This window comes from Verrucomicrobiia bacterium (assembly GCA_035629175.1).
In the GTDB taxonomy this organism is placed as follows: Bacteria; Verrucomicrobiota; Verrucomicrobiia; order Limisphaerales; family DASXHY01; genus DASXHY01.
On sequence record DASPIL010000021.1, the window covers coordinates 53,263 to 74,382 of the forward strand.

16 protein-coding genes and 1 tRNA gene are annotated in these 21,120 nt (G+C 57.9%); 7 read left to right on the plus strand and 10 right to left on the minus strand.

Annotation, left to right across the window (positions count from 1 at the left end):
* Window position 1 precedes the first annotated feature (1 nt).
* The 3 genes from VEH04_03470 to VEH04_03480 all read right to left on the minus strand — a co-directional run bounded on the left by VEH04_03470 (window position 2) and on the right by VEH04_03480 (window position 2,819).
* The gene (locus VEH04_03470) at window positions 2-730 is read right to left on the minus strand and encodes a succinate dehydrogenase cytochrome b subunit (GenBank protein ID HYG21817.1); all 729 of its coding nucleotides are present in this window, start codon (window positions 728-730) and stop codon (window positions 2-4) included.
* 114 nt (window positions 731-844) lie between these two features.
* Window positions 845-1,519: an HAD-IA family hydrolase gene (locus tag VEH04_03475; protein ID HYG21818.1), complete on the minus strand. Its 675-nt coding sequence runs from the start codon at window positions 1,517-1,519 to the stop codon at window positions 845-847.
* Window positions 1,520-1,523: 4 nt separating this feature from the next.
* Window positions 1,524-2,819, minus strand: coding sequence for a folylpolyglutamate synthase/dihydrofolate synthase family protein (locus VEH04_03480; protein ID HYG21819.1), 1,296 nt, complete (start codon window positions 2,817-2,819; stop codon window positions 1,524-1,526).
* Between the two features lie 289 nt (window positions 2,820-3,108).
* On the opposite strand from VEH04_03480, the gene VEH04_03485 reads away from it, so the two are divergent.
* Entirely contained in the window at window positions 3,109-3,576 is a 468-nt protein-coding gene (locus VEH04_03485; protein ID HYG21820.1) for an Hsp20/alpha crystallin family protein, read from the plus strand.
* Window positions 3,577-3,603: 27 nt separating this feature from the next.
* Window positions 3,604-3,981: an Hsp20/alpha crystallin family protein gene (locus tag VEH04_03490; protein ID HYG21821.1), complete on the plus strand. Its 378-nt coding sequence runs from the start codon at window positions 3,604-3,606 to the stop codon at window positions 3,979-3,981.
* Between the two features lie 423 nt (window positions 3,982-4,404).
* On the opposite strand, the gene VEH04_03495 is transcribed toward VEH04_03490, so the two are convergent.
* A tRNA-Tyr gene (locus tag VEH04_03495) sits at window positions 4,405-4,490 on the minus strand.
* A 73-nt stretch (window positions 4,491-4,563) separates the two neighbouring features.
* On the opposite strand from VEH04_03495, the gene ffh reads away from it, so the two are divergent.
* The 4 genes from ffh (at window position 4,564) to VEH04_03515 (ending at window position 8,088) form a co-directional block, all read left to right on the plus strand.
* Window positions 4,564-5,910 carry a signal recognition particle protein gene (gene ffh, locus VEH04_03500; protein ID HYG21822.1) on the plus strand — a complete coding sequence of 449 codons (1,347 nt, stop codon included), beginning with the start codon at window positions 4,564-4,566 and terminating at the stop codon, window positions 5,908-5,910.
* 121 nt (window positions 5,911-6,031) lie between these two features.
* Window positions 6,032-6,274: a 50S ribosomal protein L31 gene (gene rpmE / locus VEH04_03505; GenBank protein HYG21823.1), complete on the plus strand. Its 243-nt coding sequence runs from the start codon at window positions 6,032-6,034 to the stop codon at window positions 6,272-6,274.
* 168 nt (window positions 6,275-6,442) lie between these two features.
* Complete coding sequence (prfA, locus tag VEH04_03510; protein HYG21824.1) at window positions 6,443-7,522, plus strand: peptide chain release factor 1; 1,080 nt, start codon at window positions 6,443-6,445, stop codon at window positions 7,520-7,522.
* Window positions 7,519-8,088 carry an HAD-IA family hydrolase gene (locus tag VEH04_03515; GenBank protein ID HYG21825.1) on the plus strand — a complete coding sequence of 190 codons (570 nt, stop codon included), beginning with the start codon at window positions 7,519-7,521 and terminating at the stop codon, window positions 8,086-8,088. The genes prfA and VEH04_03515 overlap by 4 nt, the downstream gene beginning before the upstream one ends.
* 54 nt (window positions 8,089-8,142) lie before the next feature.
* On the opposite strand, the gene VEH04_03520 is transcribed toward VEH04_03515, so the two are convergent.
* From VEH04_03520 to VEH04_03540, 5 genes are all read right to left on the minus strand, one after another.
* Window positions 8,143-9,378: an AI-2E family transporter gene (locus VEH04_03520; protein HYG21826.1), complete on the minus strand. Its 1,236-nt coding sequence runs from the start codon at window positions 9,376-9,378 to the stop codon at window positions 8,143-8,145.
* 9 nt (window positions 9,379-9,387) lie between these two features.
* Window positions 9,388-10,203 (minus strand): pyrroline-5-carboxylate reductase, encoded by an 816-nt coding sequence (gene proC / locus VEH04_03525; GenBank protein HYG21827.1) that lies wholly within the window; start codon window positions 10,201-10,203, stop codon window positions 9,388-9,390.
* 451 nt (window positions 10,204-10,654) lie between these two features.
* The gene (hpnI, locus tag VEH04_03530) at window positions 10,655-11,794 is read right to left on the minus strand and encodes a bacteriohopanetetrol glucosamine biosynthesis glycosyltransferase HpnI (GenBank protein HYG21828.1); all 1,140 of its coding nucleotides are present in this window, start codon (window positions 11,792-11,794) and stop codon (window positions 10,655-10,657) included.
* Window positions 11,795-11,848: 54 nt separating this feature from the next.
* Complete coding sequence (locus VEH04_03535) at window positions 11,849-12,847, minus strand: AI-2E family transporter (GenBank protein ID HYG21829.1); 999 nt, start codon at window positions 12,845-12,847, stop codon at window positions 11,849-11,851.
* A 60-nt stretch (window positions 12,848-12,907) separates the two neighbouring features.
* The gene (locus tag VEH04_03540; GenBank protein ID HYG21830.1) at window positions 12,908-14,536 is read right to left on the minus strand and encodes a glycine--tRNA ligase; all 1,629 of its coding nucleotides are present in this window, start codon (window positions 14,534-14,536) and stop codon (window positions 12,908-12,910) included.
* A gap of 109 nt (window positions 14,537-14,645) precedes the next feature.
* On the opposite strand from VEH04_03540, the gene mntR reads away from it, so the two are divergent.
* Window positions 14,646-15,077 carry a transcriptional regulator MntR gene (mntR, locus tag VEH04_03545; protein ID HYG21831.1) on the plus strand — a complete coding sequence of 144 codons (432 nt, stop codon included), beginning with the start codon at window positions 14,646-14,648 and terminating at the stop codon, window positions 15,075-15,077.
* Between the two features lie 60 nt (window positions 15,078-15,137).
* Here mntR and VEH04_03550 read toward each other — a convergent pair whose 3' ends face one another.
* Complete coding sequence (locus tag VEH04_03550) at window positions 15,138-20,954, minus strand: autotransporter-associated beta strand repeat-containing protein (protein ID HYG21832.1); 5,817 nt, start codon at window positions 20,952-20,954, stop codon at window positions 15,138-15,140.
* Window positions 20,955-21,120 lie beyond the last annotated feature (166 nt).

Consider the following 21,120-nt stretch of genomic DNA (forward strand, 5'->3'; position numbering starts at 1 on the left):
ATTACTTCAGCGCCTCCTTCCCGAAGCCAAAGAGGATGGCCGCGGGAATTGAGATGTAACCGAGAAAAATCAGGACTGCGAGAATGCGCGCCCCTTTGTCCAGGCAAGGTCCGTAAACCTTGTTCTTCCAGCCGAGCGATTGAAACATCGCGCTCGCACCGTGACTCAGGTGAACACACAGCAGACCAACGCCCAGTGCGTAAAAGAGCGACACCCAGACGTTGCTGAAGCCGATGATCATCATTCGGTAGACATCATGCCGATGCAGGTCGACTGTCCCGCGGATCGGTTCGGCAAACGATGGGTCGTGGAAATCAACACCTGTGAAGTTAACCGCCTTCACGCGCACGGTGTAATGCAGCAGGTGATAGATGATGAAAACGAAGACGATCAATCCGCTCATCATCATCGTCCGCGACGCGAAGGTGGACCCAACGGGTTTGTATTCGCGATAGCCCACGGGACGTGCCGCCATGTTCTGCGTGGTGAGCGTGACTGCAGACCAGATGTGCAGACCGATCATCGCGAGCAGGCCACCGCGTACGAGCCAGAGCCCCTCACCCAGGTTCTGCAGGAAGTGTCCGTAGCGGTTGATGGCTTCAGGTCCCAGGAAGATCTGCAAATTGCCGATCAGGTGACCGATGACAAACAAGAACAGACCACAGCCCGTGACAGCCATGATGTACTTCTTGCCCAAGGAGGTTCCGAAGATGTTGTTGATGACTTTCATTTAGCTGGCTCCCGACCAGGGGAAACGCGAAGGCAATCTACGTATCATTTGCGCGCACCGTCAATGTTGCAGTATTAGCTATAAGGATTTCCCGTTCGCAGCATTCAAATCCACTTATGCACATTCAATTCGGCGCACCAGGCTGAGGAGGTTCGGGACTGTCATCTCAGTTTCAACGTCTTGCCCGCGATCGAGCAGCACTGCCTGGAATCTTGCGTTGCGCGCGCCGTGCACATCCATTTCCAGACTGTCACCGACGTGAAGAATTGCCGCGGGGTCGACTTTGAGAACCGAAGCAGCCCGATCAAAAATGACACGGGACGGTTTGGGTGCGCCCACTTCGCACGAAATGAATTGCGACTCGAAATACTGCGCGAGTCCCACGCGATCGAGGAGGAGTCTCAGCCGTTCGTCCCAATTGGAAATGACTGCAAGCTTCACGCGCTGGGATGCCACGGCGTCCAACGCAGGCTTTACGTCGTCGAACACCTTCCAAACATCGGGTTCCGTGAAGCGTTCGTACAGGTCCGCGAAGAATGGCACTGAGCCGCCGGGAAATTGAAACGTCTCTTGAACCAGCTCCTCCCATCCGCGCCGCGTGTAATCGAACATGGCGCACGCACGCCACGCCTTTCCAAATCTCTCGTTCAAGAGCTGCGGGGAAGGGGGAACAAACCCGTTTCGCAGGGCGACTTCGGCATACACGTGACCGACTGATGGCCACGGGGAAATCAGTGTCCCGCCAACATCGAACGTGATCGCTTGAATTTTCGAGGAGGATTTGGCCATGCCTTCAGCGCCTGCCTGCCCATTCATTCAAGTGCCGTTCATCTCCTGCATCGGGCGGCGCAAGTCCCAGCAACTGGATCGCTTCGCCCACCAGGTAGAGCGATCCCGTGATCACCACAGTTTGGGGGGTTGCAGCGGGACGGATCGCTTCAGCCAGTGTGCTGCAAGCAATCACCTCCGCTGACGGATTCGATTGCACGCAGGCCTCGACAAGCTGCGCAGGCATCGCAGTCCGTTCATTCTGAACAGGCACCAACAAAATGCGTGGGGCCAGCGGGCTGAGTGCATGGCAGATTGCGGAGTAATCCTTGTCCAGCAGGATCCCCAGGATGAGCGTGCGTTGTTGGGATGCCTCCCGGCCCAAAGCACCTGCCAGCGCCTCAGCTCCCGCGATGTTGTGAGCACCATCCAGCAGGAAGCGCTGACCGTTTGCGGCGGTGAAACTCTGCATGCGTCCAGGCCAATGAACCGTCCCAAGCCCCGTCCGGATTGAGGATTCAGGAACGGGAAGGATTCCCTGCAAGGTTTCAATTGTCGCGATAGCTGTCGCCGCATTCCGACGCTGGTGAGCGCCCGACAGCGGTAATGGGACCTTCTCCAGTGACGGAAACATCGCTTCAAAGGGCTCAGCCTTGTGAACAGCAGAGCCGCACGCCTGCGCCGTGTCGACGATGACCTGGAGCGGCTCGTCTCCAGTTTCCCCCGTGATTACTGGCACGCCGGGTTTAATGATTCCGGCCTTTTCCGCAGCGATCTCGCGCAACGTGTTCCCGAGCCACTTCTGATGATCGAACTGGACGTTCGTAATGATGCTTGCCAGCGGTGTGACCATGTTTGTGGCGTCCAACCTCCCGCCGAGTCCCGTCTCCCAAATCACGACATCGCAATGCTGCTCCGTGAAGTAAACCAGCGCCATGACTGTGAGGGCTTCGAAAAACGTCGGGTGATTCTCTTGAGGAAATTGCTCCAGAAAGGGGCGGAGTTGGTTCACCAGGCGAATGACGTCATCGCGGGAAATCCACGTCCGGTCCACTTGCAAACGTTCACGGAATGAAACCAGGTGCGGCGAAGTGAACAATCCGGTTCGGTATCCCGCGGTTCGGTAGATGCTCTCGAGCATCGCACAGGTGGAACCCTTGCCATTCGTTCCGGCAACGTGGAGGAATCGAAGGTGCCGCCCAGGATTCCCCATCCTTCCCGTCAATGCTCGGACATTCTCCAAACCGAGCTTCGCGCCGAACCAACGAAGATCGTAGAGATATGCGAGCGCCTCCGCATACTGGTTGATTTGCTGAGTCATTCGAGCTGTTCGCAAAAGTTAGAACTGGCCCGGTCCAAAGCGAGAAGTTTCTGAACCGCTGCACTGCAGCCGAGAGAATCCAAACACACCGACCGGGACATTTCCAATGCTGCGCCACGACGGCACACAAAAGCCAGCCAATCGCCGTCACAGATTGTGTCATTTTGTCTTATTACTTGTTGAGGTTTATACGTAAGTCGTTGATTTTCAATGGTCAAAACTCCCGCACACTTGTGGCATAGGCAAAGCTAAAAGGATCGTGAAACAATCTGTGAAGAAAGGAATGAATATGAACGTAATACGATGGCAAAGACCTGTGCTGGCCAACTGGCCGAACCTGGATCGCTTGACCGGGCTGCGTGCTGAGTTGGATCGCTTCTTCGAAACCCCGCTTGCAGAGCTCGCTCGGAACTCACAGGTATTCAGCGGCTGGAGTCCAGCGCTGGATCTCTATGAGGACAGCGACAAGTTTACCGTCCACGTGGAGTTGCCCGGGATGAATAAGGAAGACATCGACATCTCGCTGCATGGCGGCAGCCTCAGCATCTCCGGTGAACGGAAAGTGGAGGAGAAACACGAAAGCTCTGAAGCCTACCGATCCGAACGTTACGTCGGACGATTCCAACGTTCCGTGCATCTGCCCGCGCCCGTTGCTGGAGATCGGGTCACCGCACAGTACAAGGACGGTGTGCTCACAGTGACATTGCCGAAGGCCGAAGAAGCCAAGGCGAAGCAGATCAGCGTGCAGGAAGGTTAACACAAATTCGGAGACGAAAGGAAAAGCATGAAAAGCGTTACTGAAGATCGCACAACAAACGGCACGACGTCGCGCAGCAATGGCTTCATCGGACCTGCTGTGGACGTTTACGAAACTGAGGACGGTTACGTTCTCACGGCTGAGATGCCCGGCGTGAACAAAGATGGGCTCGAAGTGACCCTCGAGGGAACTGAGATCACGATTATCGGCCGCCGCAATCAACTCGAGCGAACAGGCGAATCGTTGATCCAGGAGAGACTGAATGCGGACTACCGCCGCGTGTTCGAACTGGATCCCGCGATCGATACCGCACGGATCAGCGCGCGGGTGGATAAGGGGATTCTGACGCTGACCCTGCCGAAATCGGAGAAGGTTAAACCGAGGAAGATCAAGGTTAAGGAGTAATCAAGCGAACCTCCGGTTCTGCCCGGCGTTTCGAGGCAGAAGAATAACGAGACATCCTCCCGAACAATTCGGGGGGATGTTCTTTTTACGAAGCGTTGACCGGCGTTTCAGACGATTGCACAGCAGGGGGCACCTCAACCATCATGCGCGCTGCGTCGGATACAATATCCTCCATCATGCCATCCCCCAGCCTCGAACACGACGCGCAAACATTGGGGTCACGTGACATAGCGCCACCACCATTTGACATGGTTTCTCCGCAGCAGATACAGACAGTTGATTTCACCTGCCATGATTCCTCCGTCAACTCTGGAAATTTGCAATGCAAAGATGCTCACAAAGTGGGTAGGTAAAACCCGCAGTGGTCCGTATGTTTTCGTGGCGGACGGGAGCGGATAGGCAGAGAAATCGATGACTCGAAGGTGGTGGTAGGTGATGGATTCGAACCATCGAAGGCGTAAGCCAGCAGATTTACAGTCTGCCCCCGTTGGCCACTTGGGTAACCTACCGTCGCAAAGGGCGCACATTAAGCCACGTGGTCATGGCCTTGTCAACCTAGTCTCAGTAACCTAGCTTACGCAAATGTTCGACTCGCTCAGCAGCAAACTTCAGAACGCTTTTCGCAATCTGCGAGGGCTCGGAAAAATTTCCGAGGAGAACGTGTCCGATGCGCTGCGCGAAGTCCGCCTCGCACTGCTCGAAGCCGACGTCAATTTCAAAGTCGCGCGCGATTTCATCGAACGGGTCAAAACCAAATCCATCGGACAGGAGGTCGTCCAGAGCATTCAACCCGGCCAGCAGATCGTCAAACTCATCAGTGATGAGCTCGTCGCCCTGCTTGGATCAGAGAATTCCGGGCTCGAACTAGGCGGGAATCCATCGTCGATTCTGATGGTCGGCCTGCATGGCTCAGGAAAAACAACTTCGAGCGGCAAGCTCGCGCGGCTCTTGCGCAAGCAGGGTCGCGCACCACTGCTCGTCGCCGCGGATGTGTATCGTCCTGCTGCGATGGACCAGCTCGAAACGTTGGGCAAACAAATCGATATCCCTGTGTTCGTGAAACGCGGCGAATCCGACGTTCTCAAGATTGCGCGGGAGGCATTCGATTTCGCCCGCGCGAACCAGCGGACGACGTTGATTTTCGATACGGCCGGGCGCCTGCAAATCGATGAACCGCTCGTGCAGGAACTCGTGCGATTGCGGGACCTGGTCAAGCCGCAGGAGATTCTCCTGGTCCTCGACGCTGCAACGGGTCAGGAAGCGGTAAATGTCGCCAGCCACTTTGACCAGGCGCTGAATATCACGGGTTCAATCCTCACGAAACTGGACGGCGACGCTCGTGGCGGCGCCGCCCTGAGCATGAAGGCGGTCACCGGCAAACCCATCAAGTTTGCGGGCATGGGCGAAAAACTTGAGGATTTCGAACCGTTCCATCCTGAACGCATGGCATCGCGGATTCTTGGCATGGGCGATGTCGTCAGCCTTGTCGAAAAGGCAGCTGAAGCTGTTGACGCGGACGAGGCCAAGCGCCTTGAGGAGAAAATGCGCAAGGGCCAGTTCACACTGGAAGATTTTCTCGAGCAACTACGTCAGATGAAGAAGCTTGGATCGCTGGAGAGCATTGTCGGAATGCTGCCTGGCGGAGCCGAGGCGTTGAAGGACGCGGACCTCACAAAGTCTGAAAAGGAATTTCAGCAAATGGAGGCAATGATCTGCTCGATGACGTTCAAGGAGCGCCGCAATCCGCAAATCCTCAATGCGAAGCGGCGCGTGCGCATCGCCAAGGGCAGTGGAACGACAGTCGCCCAGTTGAACCTGATGCTGAATAAATTCGGCCAGATGCAGCAAATGATGAAGAAAATGGGCAAGTTTCAGAAGATGATGTCGAAGATGGGCGGCGGCGGCTTGCCTGGGATGCTTCGGCGGTAATCTGGATCCTGCCAGCCTGTTCAGCAACACGTCGGGGATCAGGCGCTTGCAGATCCGAAATTCGCGGGAAATTCGGCTTGTTTTCCACAGGACAGGTGATACTTTTTCCGGCCTTTGATTTATGAAAGCAGACATTCATCCAAAATATGTGGACGCGGAGATACGTTGCGCGTGTGGCAACGTAATCAAGACGCGCTCCACCAAGCCGACCGTCATTGTCGGTATTTGCAATAACTGCCATCCCTTCTATACCGGCCAGCAAAAGTTCGTCGATACCGCCGGTCGCGTGGACAAGTTCCAGCAGCGCGCTGCCAAAACCCAGGCGGCACAGGAAGCCTTTGCTTCCAAGAAGAAGAAGAAATAGCGATTTTCAGAACACCGCCCGCAACACCGTTTATCGGAGTTGCGGGCGGTCTCTTTTTATCTGCTCTTCGCCACTCGTGATTCCCGCTCGAGCTGTTCGTCCTCTTCGTGGCACGTTTTTGTGCTGGGATGAACCCGCGCTGTGACGACGATGCCAGGAACTCTGGACATGGATCTGATTCCCCACATTGATCGATTCGCCCGCCGCTTTGCAGAAGTCGAGGCGGCCTTGAGCGATCCGCGCCTTTTCGACAACCCGCAGCGCGCCCAGGAGCTTTCGCGCGAGTATGCGAACCTCAAGGAACTGGTCGCTGTGGGAACGCGCTTCAGGAAGGTCCTCGCCGACCTTGAAGACAATCGCGCCCTGCTTCGCGATGAGGCGTCCGATCCCGAGCTGGCGCAAATGGCCCGTGAGGAAATCGCACGGCTTGAGGAGGAACATCGCCGGCTCGCGCTCGAGCTGCAGAAAGGCATCGTTCCGCCGGATCCCACGGACTCGCGAAATACGATCGTCGAAATACGCGCCGGCGCCGGGGGCCAGGAGTCGGCCCTGTTCGCCGCCGACCTGTATCGCATGTACACCCGCTACGCCGAAACCTGCGGATGGAAGGTCGAAGGCCTCGATTCCAGCGCGTCGGATTTGGGCGGCTTCAAGGAAGTCGTGTTCCAGGTCAATGGCAGCGACGTTTACAAGCGCTTGAAATACGAGAGCGGGGTGCATCGCGTTCAACGCGTTCCAGCGACTGAAGCACAGGGCCGGATTCATACCAGCACATGCACGGTCGCGGTGCTGCCTGAGGCACAGGAGGTGGATATCGAGATCAAGCCTGATGATGTCGAAATCACGGTTTGCCGCGCGTCGGGCAAGGGTGGCCAGGGCGTAAACACGACGGATTCCGCCGTTCAGATTCAACACAAGCCGTCCGGGTTGATCGTGCGCTGCGCTGATGAGCGGTCCCAAATCAAGAACCGCGCCCGCGCAATGACCGTGCTGCGATCCCGTTTGCTTGAGCGCAAGATTGCCGAAGAGAACGCGAAATATGCGGCGCAACGCAAGGAACAGGTGGGGACTGGCGAACGGTCTGAAAAGATTCGCACGTACAACTTTCCGCAGAACCGCGTCACGGATCATCGCATCGAAGTCACGTTATACAATCTCGCGAACGTGATCGAAGGCGACCTGAATCCCTTGCTGGATCCGTTGATGGCGCACGACCTCGAGCAAAAACTTGCCGCCCTGAATTTATGATCAAAGGATTGATTTTTGATTGCGACGGAACGCTGGCCGACACAATGCCTCTGCATTGGCGCGCATGGCAGATCGTCTCCGCGCGCTACAAACTGCACTTTCCGGAGGAACGCTTTTACTCGCTGGGTGGCGTGCCTTCGCGCGACATCCTCAAGATGCTCGCGGAAGAGCAGGGCCTGACGCTCGACCACATCAAGGCTGCGCACGAAAAGGAGGAAGCCTATCTGCCGCTGATGGCCCAGGTGGAACCGATTCACGTGGTGGTGGATGTCGCACGCGAAAACTTTGGAAAGATTCCCATGGCCGTTGCCTCAGGCGGCACCCGCCAGATTATCCCGCAGGTTCTCGAACATCTCGGCATCCGCCACCTGTTCAACGCGGTCGTCACGAGCGAATGCGTGGTGAACCAAAAGCCTGCGCCCGACATTTTCCTTGAAGCCGCCCGCCGGATCGGGGTGGAACCGCGCCTCTGCCGCGCATATGAGGACACGGACCTCGGCTTGCAGGCAATCCGTTCCGCAGGGATGGAAGCCGTCGACGTTCGCACGCTGCTCGCAGCGCGGTAGGAACAGGCTGCGGCGGTTGCCCGAAGCAATGTGGGGCAGCGCGCGGACCGTGCGTTACGCTGTGCGTCTCTTCTTCCAGATGTAGCGTCCCATCAGCACGCGCAGCACCGCGGTGAGCGGAATTGCAAGGATTCCTCCCAGCAATCCGCCGAGCAAAGTGGTACCTGCCATCACGGCAATAATGATCGTCAGCGGATGCAAGCCGACGCGATCGCCCATGATCTTGGGCGCGATCAGCACGCCCTCCAGTGCCTGCACCACGGCAAAAACAATCAGGACGTATAACGGATGCAGCCAGTCACCGAATTGAACCAGCGCGATGATCACGGCCGCAACGGACAACACGATTGCGCCAAGGAATGGAATGAGCGTGAGAAAGATGGCTGCGAATCCAAGCAGCACCGCGTAGGGCAGGCCAATGATCAGGAAACCGATGGTATAGAGCAGCGCGTCGCAGATCGCCACCAGCACCTGCCCCCGGAAGAATGCGATCAGGTATTCATTGATCGAGTTGAGGATGAAAACGAGTTCCTCCTTCAGCTTGGAATCCGAAAGCGGAAGATAACGCGTCCAGCTTGATTCAATGCCGCGCTTCTCGAGCAGCAGATAAAAGGTGTAGATCGGCACCAGCGCGAGCCCCACCAGCACCCCAATCCACGATGCCACGCGGGTTACCTGTTCAAGCACCCATTTCCCCGCCTTCGGCAGAAGGCTGGTAGCGGATTGGATTGTATCGGCACCCAAAGCTCCACTGAGCAGCGTCGGGTTGTTTGTTGATGCCGACGGCGTGTTGGTTGCGGTTTGCACGATAACCTCGCCTTGGTCATTCGTGACGGCAGACGGAAGCGGCGTCACCGCCGTTTTCTTTGGTCCCGACGGCTGGAGAAAACGCTGCACCGTGGGATTTTCGATCCATTCGGTGACGCGCCGTTGCAGACGCTCCGCGTACTCGGGAGCATTCTTTGCCAGCTCGCGGGTTTGAAAAACGATTTGAGGAATGACACTGCCCACGGCTCCGGCGACAAGCACCAGCGCCACCAGGAAGACGCACAGGATCGCGCGCGGCCGCGGGATGCCTTTCTTTTCAAGCCAATCGACGACTGGATCGAGAAGGTAGGCAACCACGCCGGCAACGGCGAGCGGCCACAGCACCGGCGCAAGGATTTGAACCACCTTGCCAAGCCCCCAAATCAGACCCACAACCAGGCTCACCATTATGGCGATCGACAGGCCTGTGATAGCCATCCACACAATTCGCGCCTGCTTCGCCGATGGTGGAGGAAAGCTCATGTTCTCTGATCAGGCCTGCCCAAGCTTCTTCGATTTCTCAGCCGCCGCGCGAACGGCGCTCATGACGGTTCCCCGGAATCCCCCGTTCTCCAACTGGTGCAACCCTTCAATCGTTGTGCCGCCAGAGCTTGTCACCATGTCCTTCAGCGCACCGGGATGCAGCCCCGTTTCGAGCACCATGCGAGCCGCGCCCGATACGGTCTGCGCAGCAAGCTGGGTCGCGACATCGCGCGGCAAACCAGCCGCCACGCCGCCATCGCTTAATGCCTCAATGAACATGTAAACGTAAGCTGGCCCGCTGCCACTCAATCCAGTCACCGCATCCAGCAGATATTCCTTCACCTGCACAGCGACTCCCAGCGACGACAGCAGGCGTTGCGTCAGCTGGCTGTCGGCGGAGGAAGCAAAGTCCCCGGGCGTGAACGCACTCGCCGACGCCCCGATCAATGCGGGTGTGTTGGGCATCACACGCACGATGCGCGACCGGTCCGGAAGGCCGGCTTGCAAACGGGCAATGTTGATGCCTGCAGCAATGGAGATGATCAGATGATCCTGTCCGAGGAAATTCCGGATTTCCGCCAGAACACCCGAAACCTGGTCCGGCTTGACCGCGAGAATCAGCACATTGGCGAACTGCACGACGTCCGAATTGCGGGAGGTCGTTCGGGCGCCGACCGCCTTTGCGAACGCAGCCGCGGCAGCCTCACTGGAGTCGCTGGCGATCACCTGGCCCGCAGCCACCAGGCCGGCATTCACGAAACCTTTTGCAAGGGCAGTTGCCATTTTACCGGCGCCCAGGAATCCAATGGACAAAGTGGCTGACATGCGGCGCTTTTCTAACAGGCCGGCGCGAAGGTGTCACTTTCCAACTTCAGGACCGTTCAACTCCCGTGGCGGAAGGCATCCTTGCCTGCCGTGGAGGGCGCGCATCCTTGCCGCCCGGAAAGAAAGGAAAAAGTGCGAGAGACGCTTGAGTTTTCAACCTCGCCCGACGAGGCCTCATGTTCCTTCCGCCGGGCTTGGAAGCCCCGGCTCTACGGCAGGCAGGATGCCCGCCGCTACAGCTTTCGTGGCGGCTGGCATCCTTGCCTGCCGTGGAGGGCGCGCATCCTTGCCGTCCGGAAAGAAAGGGGAAAGGGCGAGAGACGCTTGAGTTTTCAACCTCGTCCGACGATGCCTGATGTTCCTTCCGCCGGGCTTGGAAGCCCCGGCTCTACGGCAGGCAGGATGCCCGCCGCTACTGCGGAGGCCGGACAGGTTTCGAAACCTGCGCTATTCACGTCACCTCCTCCAGCGTCCCATCGGCGCGCAATCGGAATTTTCGTCCGCGCCACTCCACTGTGTTTCCCGCGAATGCAAAAAACCACAACGCAACTTGCAGCAGATCCTTCAACGGTGTCATTCCCACGAATGCTGCGTGGTGATTGGATCGGTTCAGCCGGCGTTGCAAGTCGTGCGAAATCCACGCCCGCAGAATCACTGCCGCGATCAGGGTAATCCACGACCACCGCTGCGGAACGGCCAACACCCAGATCAAGGCCCACAGCAACGGGTTGCTCAGGATGCTGAAGAAGTAGGGAATCGGCTGGCAAACCCGGATCGTTCGCGCCCATCGCAACTGATGCTTCCATACAGCCCGCCATGACATCGGTGCGTCCCAGCATTCAACAACAACTTCACTCAGCGCGATTTTGCCGCCGGCTTTGGCGATCCGATGGCCGAGCTGATAATCATCGGCAAGGCAGTCCGCCAGCGACTTGAACCCGCCGATCTCCTGAACGTGCCTTCGGTGCGTGACCATCACGGCACCCAGTGCAAAATCGAGCGGCTTCAACATGCGCGATTGCAGGACCTGGCTCCAGAAATCGGCATTGATCGCGATGCTCTCCCATTGCATCGGCAGGGTGCTGGGATTCGCCAGGCGATAGAAGCAATTCACCAATCCGACTTTGGAATCCCCCAGGGCCGACACGACCTGCTGCAGGAAATCCGCAGGCACCCGCACGTCAGCATCGCTGACCACAAACACATCATGTTTCGCACGCTGCTCCAGTTCAGCCAGCTTGGATACCTTCGCGTTCGGTCCGATCAAGTGTTCGACAACGACGAGTTCCGCATCAATCCCCGGATGCTCCTTCATCAAAGTCGTAACCAACTCACAAACGGGATCGGCATGCGATGCGACCGCGAAGAGAACCTGGATCGTCCCGGGATAATCCTGCCTCAGCCAGCTTCGCAGGCAGTCGGCCGTTGCGGGTTCAACACCTTTGAGGGGTTTGAGAAGCGTTACGGCGGGAAGGGTGCCATGCACCGTAATCCGTTTGTGAAGCGGAAACTTGCGGGCGGCAAGCCATTGCCAGATCAGCAGCACAATGCTGAGCAGGGCCAGGCATGCGAGCGCGAGATTCAGAATCACCGCCCGTTCGTAAACTTGAAGGCGGAGCGCGGCAAGCCCTGAGTTCGCATGCTGCTACGGAATGACGGCTGGCGGCGCAGGCTCGCGCGCGACTCCAGCAATCTTGTTCTTGGAAGCTTCCACCTTGATGTAATGCAGCACCACGGGGGCGAGGATCATTCCGGGAATGCCCATCAACTTTTCGCCAACCACAATTCCTATGAGCGTGAGCCACATCGGATTCTTGATCCGGCTGCCGATGATCTTGCTGTTGAGGAAGTATTCCAGTTTGTGAATGACGACGAGGAAGATGAGCGAGACCAGCGCCATCTTGGGTGAAATCGTGAAACCAACGCCAACGATCAGCGTGTTGCTCATAATGTTGCCGATGATCGGCAACAAACCGCAAAGGAACGTGAGAACAATAATCACCATCACGTAGGGGAAATGGTTGTAGAGCAGGAAGACGCTCGTGAGCAGCGTATTGACCGCCGAGATGATGATTTGCGCGCCAATGACGCGGGCGAAACTCGCATAAAACGTCTCAAACCGCAGCACCAACTCCTGGACCACGGTCGCATACACGCTGTCCCGCGTGGTGTGGGGATCATCATCGGCGCCCCATCTGCGGTTGAGGAACAAGCTCACGGCCACGACGAGGCCAATGATGAGCAGCACCAGTTGAAACACGGCTTCCTGCGCGTAGCGTCCGATATTCGCAAACCGTTCCTGAATCTCCTTCAGCGTGACTGTTCGCAGGCTGGCGTAATCCGTGAACGGCAGTTCAAAACCCTTCTGTTCGGCGTATTCAACGATCTTCGGAATCGACTCATTGGCAATCCGCGGCAGGGTGAGATAAGCCTGCTTCGAGAAGAAAAACAGGCCGTACGCCGCCGCGAACACGGTTACGAAATAAACAACCACCGCGAGCGCTTTGCTTCGCCCCAGGCTGAACTGCTCCAGCGCGAAGTATCCGAACACCGCTGTCAGGACGAGCGTTCCGAGATGGAACCACCCGATCAGGACGAGCAGCACCACCATGATCGCATATGAGATGCGGGTTTGACGTGTCATGCTTTAATCTCTCATCGGGCTCGGCACAGATACACCAGGGCAGGAACCTAGACGTAACGATTATCGAACGCGCGCGAGCAGCCAGTTTAAGAGTTCGGCAATCGGCAAACGTTCCTGTTTTCCGTCGTCACGATGGCGAATCGTCACGGTATCTTTCAATTCGGGTCTTTCTCCCAGTGTGTCGAAATCGATGGTCAGGCAGAACGGCGTTCCAATCTCATCCTGCCGCGCGTATCGCCGGCCAATCGACCCGCCATCGTCGTAATACACGTTCATCCATGGCTGAAGCAGATCGCGGACTTCCTTCGCCTTGCTGACAAGATCCGGCTTGTTCTTCAACAGCGGCATGATGCCAACTTTGATGGGGGCGACCCGTGGATGAAACTTAAGTATCACCCGAGTATCGCTTTTTCCCTTGTCGTCGGTTTCCGTGACTTCGCTAAAGGCATTGGAAATCAACCCGAGGATCAATCGGTCAACCCCGGCCGAAGGTTCAATCACATGGGGGATGTAATGGCCCTTTGCCAGGCCATTCGCATCGTCGGTTGCGTCCTGGGCAGCCTGCTCGGGCGGCACTCCCGCCTTTTCCAGGTAGCTCTTCCTGTTTTCATAATATCGCTTCCAAAGCGAGTCCTGCTTTTCCTTCGGCAGCTTGCCCCAGGCAGTCCGAAGTTCCTCGTCGAAGATGCCCATCGGCTTTCCAGAGAACCGCTCGTGCTGGCTCAGGTCGAAATCGCTGCGCGCCGCAATGCCTTCCAACTCCTGCGTGCCGAAGGGAAACTTGAGGAGGAGATCCACCGTCGCGCGCGCGTAATGTGCAAGTTCCTCCGGCTTCTGCCAGTACTCCTGCAACGTCGTGCGCGGCAATCCAATGTTTTCGTAGAAACGGATGCGTTCCTCCACCCAGTATTGATGCCAAATCTGCCAGCCCCAGTTGGATTGCGGCTCCCCAGGATGCCCCTTGGTTTCCGCGGCAGCAACGCTTCCGGAAATCGCTTCAATGGCTTCATCGGGTTTGATGAAGAATTCAAGTTCCATTTGTTCGAACTCGCGTGAGCGGAAGGTGAAATTTCGAGGTGTGACCTCATTGCGGAACGCCTTTCCAATCTGCGCAATGCCAAATGGCACCTTCTGGCGGCAGGTTTCCAGCACATTTTTGAATTGCGCGAAGATTGCCTGGGCGGTCTCGGGACGCAGGTAAGCGACGCTGTCCTCGCTTTCAACCGGCCCGACGAAGGTTTTGAACATCAGGTTGAACGGGCGCGGTTCTGTCAATTCAGTCGAACCGCAGCTCGTGCATTTCGCCCCGGCTGGCAGCACAAACTTTCCTCCCTCCGAACGTCCCAGCTGCAGCCCCTGATCCTCACACAACTGATCTGCGCGGAAACGCTTCTTGCATTTGCGGCAATCGCACATCGGATCGCTGAAGGTGTCGACATGTCCGCTGGCACGCCAGATTTGCGGCGACATGATGATCGTCGCTTCCAGGCCAACAACATCGTCGCGAAATCTCGTCATGGACGTCCACCACAACTCTTTCACATTGCGTTTGAGTTCAGCGCCGAGCGGGCCGTAATCCCAGAAGCCGTTGATGCCGCCGTAAATCTCGGAAGACTGATAAATGAAGCCGCGCCGCTTGCACAACGACACGATTTTTTCCATGAGCTGGTTTTCTTTGGGCTCCGCCATAAGGGGCACAGTCTTTGGAAAGGGCAGGGTGATGTCAAGGTAGCCACACAGAACGCGAAAGTTCCGCATCCTTGCGAACTTCGGCAAACCGTGTTTAATCGCGGGAACCATGCCGAAAGCATCGCCGAGCCAAAGCGCCGAAGATTACCTGGAACGGATTCACGAGCTCATCGAGCAAAAGGGATATGCGCGGGTGGTGGACATCGCCTCTTCGTTGAAAGTCAAACAGGCGTCGGTCACGGTGATGGTGCAGCGTCTCGCTGAGGCGGGCTATCTCAAATACGAGAAGTATCGCGGCCTGGTGATGACGGATGAAGGCCGCGCGGTCGCCGTGCGCATTCAAGATCGGCACACAACACTCTCCCGTTTCTTTTCGCTGTTCGGCCTCGATCCCGAAACGCAGCACCAGGACATCGAGGGCATCGAACATCATCTCAGCGCGGATACAGTCAAGGTGCTAGCCGACCTTGCCCGGTTTTTTGAAGAGAATCCGGCGACGCTGAAGCGATTCCAGACGTCACGACGTTCGATTGGAAAATGAAACCGGCGGGACCCCTCAGTCCCGCCGGTTCACCATCAACCCCATCTGTTCACGTCCCGCTCACGGCTGCCGCAAGCGGAAAAATACTGCCGGTGAGGGAGTAATCGGCATCGTTACGGAGTTTGTGCCACTCGATCCGAGCACGTCAGCCCAGTTCGTGCTCAAACCAGTTGCAAGCGAATTGGTTTGCGACTGAAGCACCCAGCCTTGATGGCTTTGCGGCCACGCGAGCGTCAAGTTGCCAGAGGAAACGGAGAACTGAATGTTTGTGGGCGTCGTTGCTGCGCCAGCGATCACAGTAACCGTACCGTTTGCAGCATTGAAACCGAAGGCCAGCCCAGGTCCTGCGGAGCCCGTTACCGAGGTGAAGTTCCCGGCATGCGCTGCAGCATTGAACACGGGAAATACATCACCCAGGGTGTAGGAGCCGCCCAGGTTGTTCACGACCAGCGCCCCCCCGTATGTGATCGTTTGCACGCCGCTCAGCTGATCGCGCGTTCCAGCGGACTTGTTGATGTCGATCGTAGCCGTGCCTGTCAGCGATACGTTTCCGTTCACGTTGAGCGTGCCAATGTTCATTGCGCCGCGGCCCGGCGACAGATTCCCGCCGGTTCCCACTGTGACGTCGCCATTGATCGTGCCCGTGCCGCCCAGCGTTCCGCCGGCAACCTGCACCGGGCTGCCATTGTTGTGGCTGATGCTCCCAGTAACCAGAAGCACGCCGTTGCTCACGATCGTGGTGCCAAGCACTGTGGAATCTGCGGAAGCTCCGCCATACGTGTTGGCGCCTGCAAGCGTGAGTGTTCCCGGCCCGAGCTTCCTCACGCTGATGGGTGACCCCAGTGGCGTGGTGTCAACGAGAGGTGACGCGTTGATGTTGCCCGTGACAAGGATGTCGCCATCGCCAAGGAAGTTATAAAAGCGGGCGCCCGCGAGGGTTCCCACGTAATCGATGTTGCCGCTGATCGCGAGCGTTCCCGTGCTGGATTGGAACCAGTCGTCCGCGCCGCCCACTTGAACGAGAATATTGCCCGATATTACGTTGCTGCCCATCACGCTTCGAATATGAACGTTGGTGTTGTTGCGCGAACTCACCTGCACATCCTGCGCGATTGTGATTCCTGCAGATGCCGTCGGCAGCAGTTCCAATGTCGAAAACCCGCCATTGTTGTTTCGTATGAGAATCGTGGGAACGCCGGGCGTCACCGGAACGTTCGCAATCGCATCGTTGCCCGTGATCTGCGTCACGCCATCATTGGCTGTAGTGCTGTTGCTGTCTGCAAACAGGGTTCCAGAAAAGCTCTTCGGCCCTTGCAACACGAGCGTTCCAGGTCCCGTCTTGGTGATGTTTCCACTCCCCGTGATATCACTGGCAATCGTCAGTGTCGCACCCGCCGGAACATTGAAGCCTCCGTCGCCTGCTGCCGTAATGCCGCGCATCCCGCTGAACACGACGTTGGTAGTGACTCCCAACGACCCCCCGGCCAGGGTCACGTAATCCGGAGTAACGCCTGCCACGGGTCCCAGCGCGGTTTGGGTGGGAACTGCCAGTACACCGCCGTTGATGATTGTCTTGCCGGTAAAATGATTGGTCTCCGCAATCGTCCAGACCGCCGCGCCCGCCTTTGTGAGCGAACCCGTCTCCAGCGAAATCGGGCCCGTTATCGTGCCCTGCCCACCATCGCCCGCCAGCGTCAGACCCACGTTGGTGCCTATGATGCCATTTGCGTTCGTCAGATTGAGGGTCGATCCGCCATCCAGATGAATCGTGGAATCGAGCGCGAGACGGATTTCGCCCCCGAGCGTCGTCACTCCGGCTCCGCCTTTTCGAATGGCTCCGTTGCCCGGGCCCACTCCGCTGATCGTCAATGCTTCATCCACGATGTTCACGTTCGCATCGATGAAAAGCTGAGCGCCGTTTGCGACGATTGTGCCTTCGTTGGCCGTCCCCAGCGCCATTGCGTTTCGGGCATGAAGAATTCCGAGTTCGATGGTGGTGGGTCCCGTATAGCTGTTGCTTCCGCCGAGCGCGAGTCCGCCCGCACCGGCAACTGTCACGTTCGCGCCGCTGATCGGCCCGGAGAGAACGACTGTGCCTGAGTTGCCAAGGTTGGTAATGCTGCCGGAACCTGCGATGCGGTTCGTGTATGTGAGATCGTCAGCCCGATTAAACACAAGCGCGCCGTTGTTGGTTGTCGGGCCGGTTCCCAGCGATCCAGCCAACCCCGCGTTTCCAACCTGGAGGATTCCGGAATTGATCAGTGTTGCACCACTGTAGTCGTTCTGCGTTTCGAGCGTCAGACGGCCCGACCCGCTCTTCGTTAGCGATGCGATTCCCGAGATGCCGCCATTGCCACTCGTCGTAAACGTGTAATCCAGCGATGAATTGACCGTCACTGTTCCCGGCAGAACGGGCGCGACGATGTTGATGGGGGAACCGTTGTTGCCGAAGTTGCCGAAGCTGACGTTGTCGCCCTGGGAGAAAAGATCCGCGGCAAGCGTTCCTGTGTTCGTCCAATTCAACGTGCTGAAATCCCAGTCAGCACTCGTGACTCCGGTCCATACCAACCCCTGCGGATTGCCGCTGATGCTCATCGTGACCTTCCGGGGCGACGACGCGTTGTCGATAGCAAAGCTGACGTTGTAACGGGCGCCCAACTGGGGCGGAATGAGATCGCCAGGATTCCCCGAAATCGTGCCACTCGCCTGAACGAGAGTATAGGTTCCAGCGACTGGCAGTCCGCCGAGGAAGTTCACATTCACGCTGGTGGACGGAGTGAGCGCGACATTCCCGGTGACATTAATGACATCGTTGAAACCAGCTGGAGAGGTGACGTCGAAATTAAGGATGCCGCCGCTGTTGAGAGTGAGATTGCCGCCCACGTTCAACACCCCGGCGAACCCCTGTCCACCAGGTGCGAGCACGGCCGACGATGCCAAGCCCCCCTGCAGCGTGCCGCTGCTGAAGAACGCCTGATCAGGACCGATGGTGAGCACGCCGCCCGGCAGTCCGCTGACATTGAGCGTGGCGCCCGCCGCGATGGAGATGTTCGTGCTGGATGCGAGGCCTGCCGACCCACTGAGCGCCAGGGTCCCGCCGTTCACGAGGGTGCTGCCGGAATGATTGATTGCCGGCGACGAAAGCGTCAGCGTTCCAGTGCCAGCCTTGACCAGCGTGAGGGCGCCTCCGCCCGTGTTTTGAATCGGCCCGGTGAATGCGCCGCTCGCATTGTTCAGCCCAACAGTGACGCGAACAGGATTCGCTGTCGTGTTGTCCAGGGTTCCACCACCCGTCAAACCGTTCAGCATGGCGTTGGTTGCAATCGCGAGAGTGGCGCCTGAACTGACCACCACATTTCCCTTGCCCGGGCCGTTCGGCAGGGCACGGGGATGATCCAGTTGCAACGTTCCCGCGCTGACCGTGGTGTCGCCCGTGAAATCACTCACGCCGCCGCCCAATGCAAGAATTCCGTTGCCAGTCTTCACCAATGCGCCGGATCCCGACCAATTGTCGGAAATCTGACCGTTGAAGTTGACTGTCTGGCCATCGACAACGCGAATGGTGCCGCTGCCTGAGCCATTGATCGGGCCCAATCGAATGCCGCGATTCGCATTCAACACAAACGTTCCTGCGATCTCCAGCGTGCCACCATTCAACACAAGGTTATCAGGGCGGTAACAGGTAAACGCGCCGTTCAGGCTTGGACTGTCGAAGCTTCCAAGGTTCGCGTCGGAAGAGATGCTCAACACGCCTTCGTTGACGATGGTGCCGTAAGTATAAGTATTGGCAGCAGTTAATCCCAGAGTACCCGCGCCCACTTTCGTCAGCGATCCGGCGATGGAAACACCTGTATTTGCTGGCACGTTGTTCGCCACAACGCCGTGGATGTTCACCGCTTGTCCCGCTGCAACGTCAACGGTTCCATTGCCATAACCGGCAGATGGACCGACGAGGACGGGGTTGGAAATGTCGAATGTACTGGTGGCGCGAAGGGTCCCGTTGTTGATGACGACGGTTCCCGAACCGAGATTCGCTGCACTGGCAATGTTCAGCGTGCCGCCGCCAATTGTGTTTGTTCCCGTGTGGCTGTTGTTGGCGTTCAAGGTCGCAGCGCCCGAACCCGCCTTCGTGATCCCCACCATTCCGCTGCCGTTATCTTGAACCTGCGCATTGATCACAAGGTTGTTTGCAGAATGATTGATCAGGATGATTTCACCCGCCGTGTTGTCAGCCCCGCCTGCCGTTAAAATTCCCGCGTTCGCTGCGGTCCCAATCGTCAGACCCTGCCGTCCCGATGGCACCAACACACCGCCCGCAGACCCGAGCCGCAATAATCCTGGCGCGGTATCAATGGTCGCAGCGGTCGTCGTGTTCTGCAGCAGCGTGTTTACTGTCGTCGTCCCAGCCCCAATCGCGATGCTCCCGCCAGCCCCCGCGCTATTCAGCCTGACGTTGGCAGCAGTGTTGTTGGCGATGGTGCTGCCGAGCGCGGCGATGTCTGTGTAGCCCGCGTATGCAGTCACTGGCCCATTTGGGCCGCCAGTCGAATTGATCGCCCAATCGGACCCGCCGACTGTGGCAAAGCCGCCGAGGATTCCATTGATATTGGCCGCAGTTGTATCGGCAATGCCAGGCGCTGCAAAATTCACGATGCCACCACCGCGACGCACCACGTTGTTCATGCGGAGCACGCTGGCGCCAGTGGGCCGGGTGATCGTCGATTCCCCTGCAGTGACAACATTTGACGCCACCGATTCAGTGAAGGCACCGCCGTTCAACTCCAGAACCCCGCCAGCAAGATAAAGCGGGGATTGCGCTGCAAGTTTCGAATTGTTTTGGGTGCTGTAATCGAGGGCCAGGATGCCTCCGCTGATCGCGTAGGAAACGGCCGCAGTGTTTGGCCCCGCGAGTGTCCAGCGGCCAGTGCCTGCCTTGCTCACGAGGATCGACAGCAACCCGGCATTCCCGCCAACAATCGGACCTGACACGGTCCCGTTGCCACTGCCGCTCAACACAAGATTCCGTGGTCCGCTGTTCTGCAGCGTGGTTGTTCCGGCAACTGCCAGTGTGCTGGACCCATCGACCCGCAACGGATACTGCGATCCGCCGGGAGACGGATTCAGCGGCCCCGAAAGCGTGTTCGCTCCCGCAAGGCTTTCAATTCCCGTGGCCACGTTGTTGCGCCCGGCGAAAGTGACAGCGTTGGTGATCGTTACCCCGCCCGCGAGCTCCAGGCGCGGACTCGTGGCATTTCCCTGCCCATTGAAACTAATTGCGCCTGTGCCAAACGCGGAGCTCGACATCGCCCTGACCGCCGCAGTTGTGTTCGGAGCCCCGCCGTTGATTCCGCCGTCATTCGGTCCGATGACAAACCCGCCCGTGAATGAATTGTTGCCAGAAAGCGTTAACGTTCCGCCCGGGTTCAATCCCACGCTGTGGGCGAGAATCAACTGCCCGCCGGCTATATCAGCGGAGATCGTTGCGCTGGAATTGGCCACAATCGTTCGATTCGTGAGCAGCAGCGTGTTTCCCCCGCCTGTAATCGTGTAGTTTCCCGCGCCTGCGGGTGCAAAAACGATATTCGCCGAAAGGACGGCCGTCCCGAGCGTCACGGTGCCCGCGATACCGTCAAGCGCGCCAAAAATGGGCGCATCGGGAGCCGTCGTGCTGAAGGGAACATTTGCGGTTCCTGACCACCAGTTCGGCACCGTGGAATCCCAGACACCACCGCCATCCTGGGCCGCTGCCCGGGCCGTGTCCGAATCCCAGGTAAGGGTTGCTGCCGACAATTCGGGAATGGCGATGGCCAATGTAAGTCCAATTGCAGGAAGACGAAGTTGACGGATTTGAAGAGGCAAAAGTTCACGCAGTTTCATAGGTTATCCAAGCTGACTAACGCTCCAACGACAGAAGAATTTCGGGTACGGTGCGCATGCTATCAAAGCAGTGAGAGAGCAGTCTCTACCCGTTCGGGTAATTTTCGAGACACGCGGCCGTTCGCGCTGCGACGACTCCCCTGCGATTCAGGACACGGTGTCCCGG

Coding starts and splice junctions, on each gene's coding strand:
- VEH04_03485 (HYG21820.1), top strand. CDS start 3,109: ATGAACGTAATACGATGGCAAAGACCTGTGCTGGCCAACTGGCCGAAC.
- VEH04_03475 (HYG21818.1), bottom strand. CDS start 1,519: ATGGCCAAATCCTCCTCGAAAATTCAAGCGATCACGTTCGATGTTGGC.
- VEH04_03550 (HYG21832.1), bottom strand. CDS start 20,954: ATGAAACTGCGTGAACTTTTGCCTCTTCAAATCCGTCAACTTCGTCTT.
- VEH04_03515 (HYG21825.1), top strand. CDS start 7,519: ATGATCAAAGGATTGATTTTTGATTGCGACGGAACGCTGGCCGACACA.
- mntR (HYG21831.1), top strand. CDS start 14,646: ATGCCGAAAGCATCGCCGAGCCAAAGCGCCGAAGATTACCTGGAACGG.
- VEH04_03490 (HYG21821.1), top strand. CDS start 3,604: ATGAAAAGCGTTACTGAAGATCGCACAACAAACGGCACGACGTCGCGC.
- rpmE (HYG21823.1), top strand. CDS start 6,032: ATGAAAGCAGACATTCATCCAAAATATGTGGACGCGGAGATACGTTGC.
- VEH04_03470 (HYG21817.1), bottom strand. CDS start 730: ATGAAAGTCATCAACAACATCTTCGGAACCTCCTTGGGCAAGAAGTAC.
- VEH04_03540 (HYG21830.1), bottom strand. CDS start 14,536: ATGGCGGAGCCCAAAGAAAACCAGCTCATGGAAAAAATCGTGTCGTTG.
- prfA (HYG21824.1), top strand. CDS start 6,443: ATGGATCTGATTCCCCACATTGATCGATTCGCCCGCCGCTTTGCAGAA.
- VEH04_03535 (HYG21829.1), bottom strand. CDS start 12,847: ATGACACGTCAAACCCGCATCTCATATGCGATCATGGTGGTGCTGCTC.
- ffh (HYG21822.1), top strand. CDS start 4,564: ATGTTCGACTCGCTCAGCAGCAAACTTCAGAACGCTTTTCGCAATCTG.
- VEH04_03520 (HYG21826.1), bottom strand. CDS start 9,378: ATGAGCTTTCCTCCACCATCGGCGAAGCAGGCGCGAATTGTGTGGATG.
- VEH04_03480 (HYG21819.1), bottom strand. CDS start 2,819: ATGACTCAGCAAATCAACCAGTATGCGGAGGCGCTCGCATATCTCTAC.
- proC (HYG21827.1), bottom strand. CDS start 10,203: ATGTCAGCCACTTTGTCCATTGGATTCCTGGGCGCCGGTAAAATGGCA.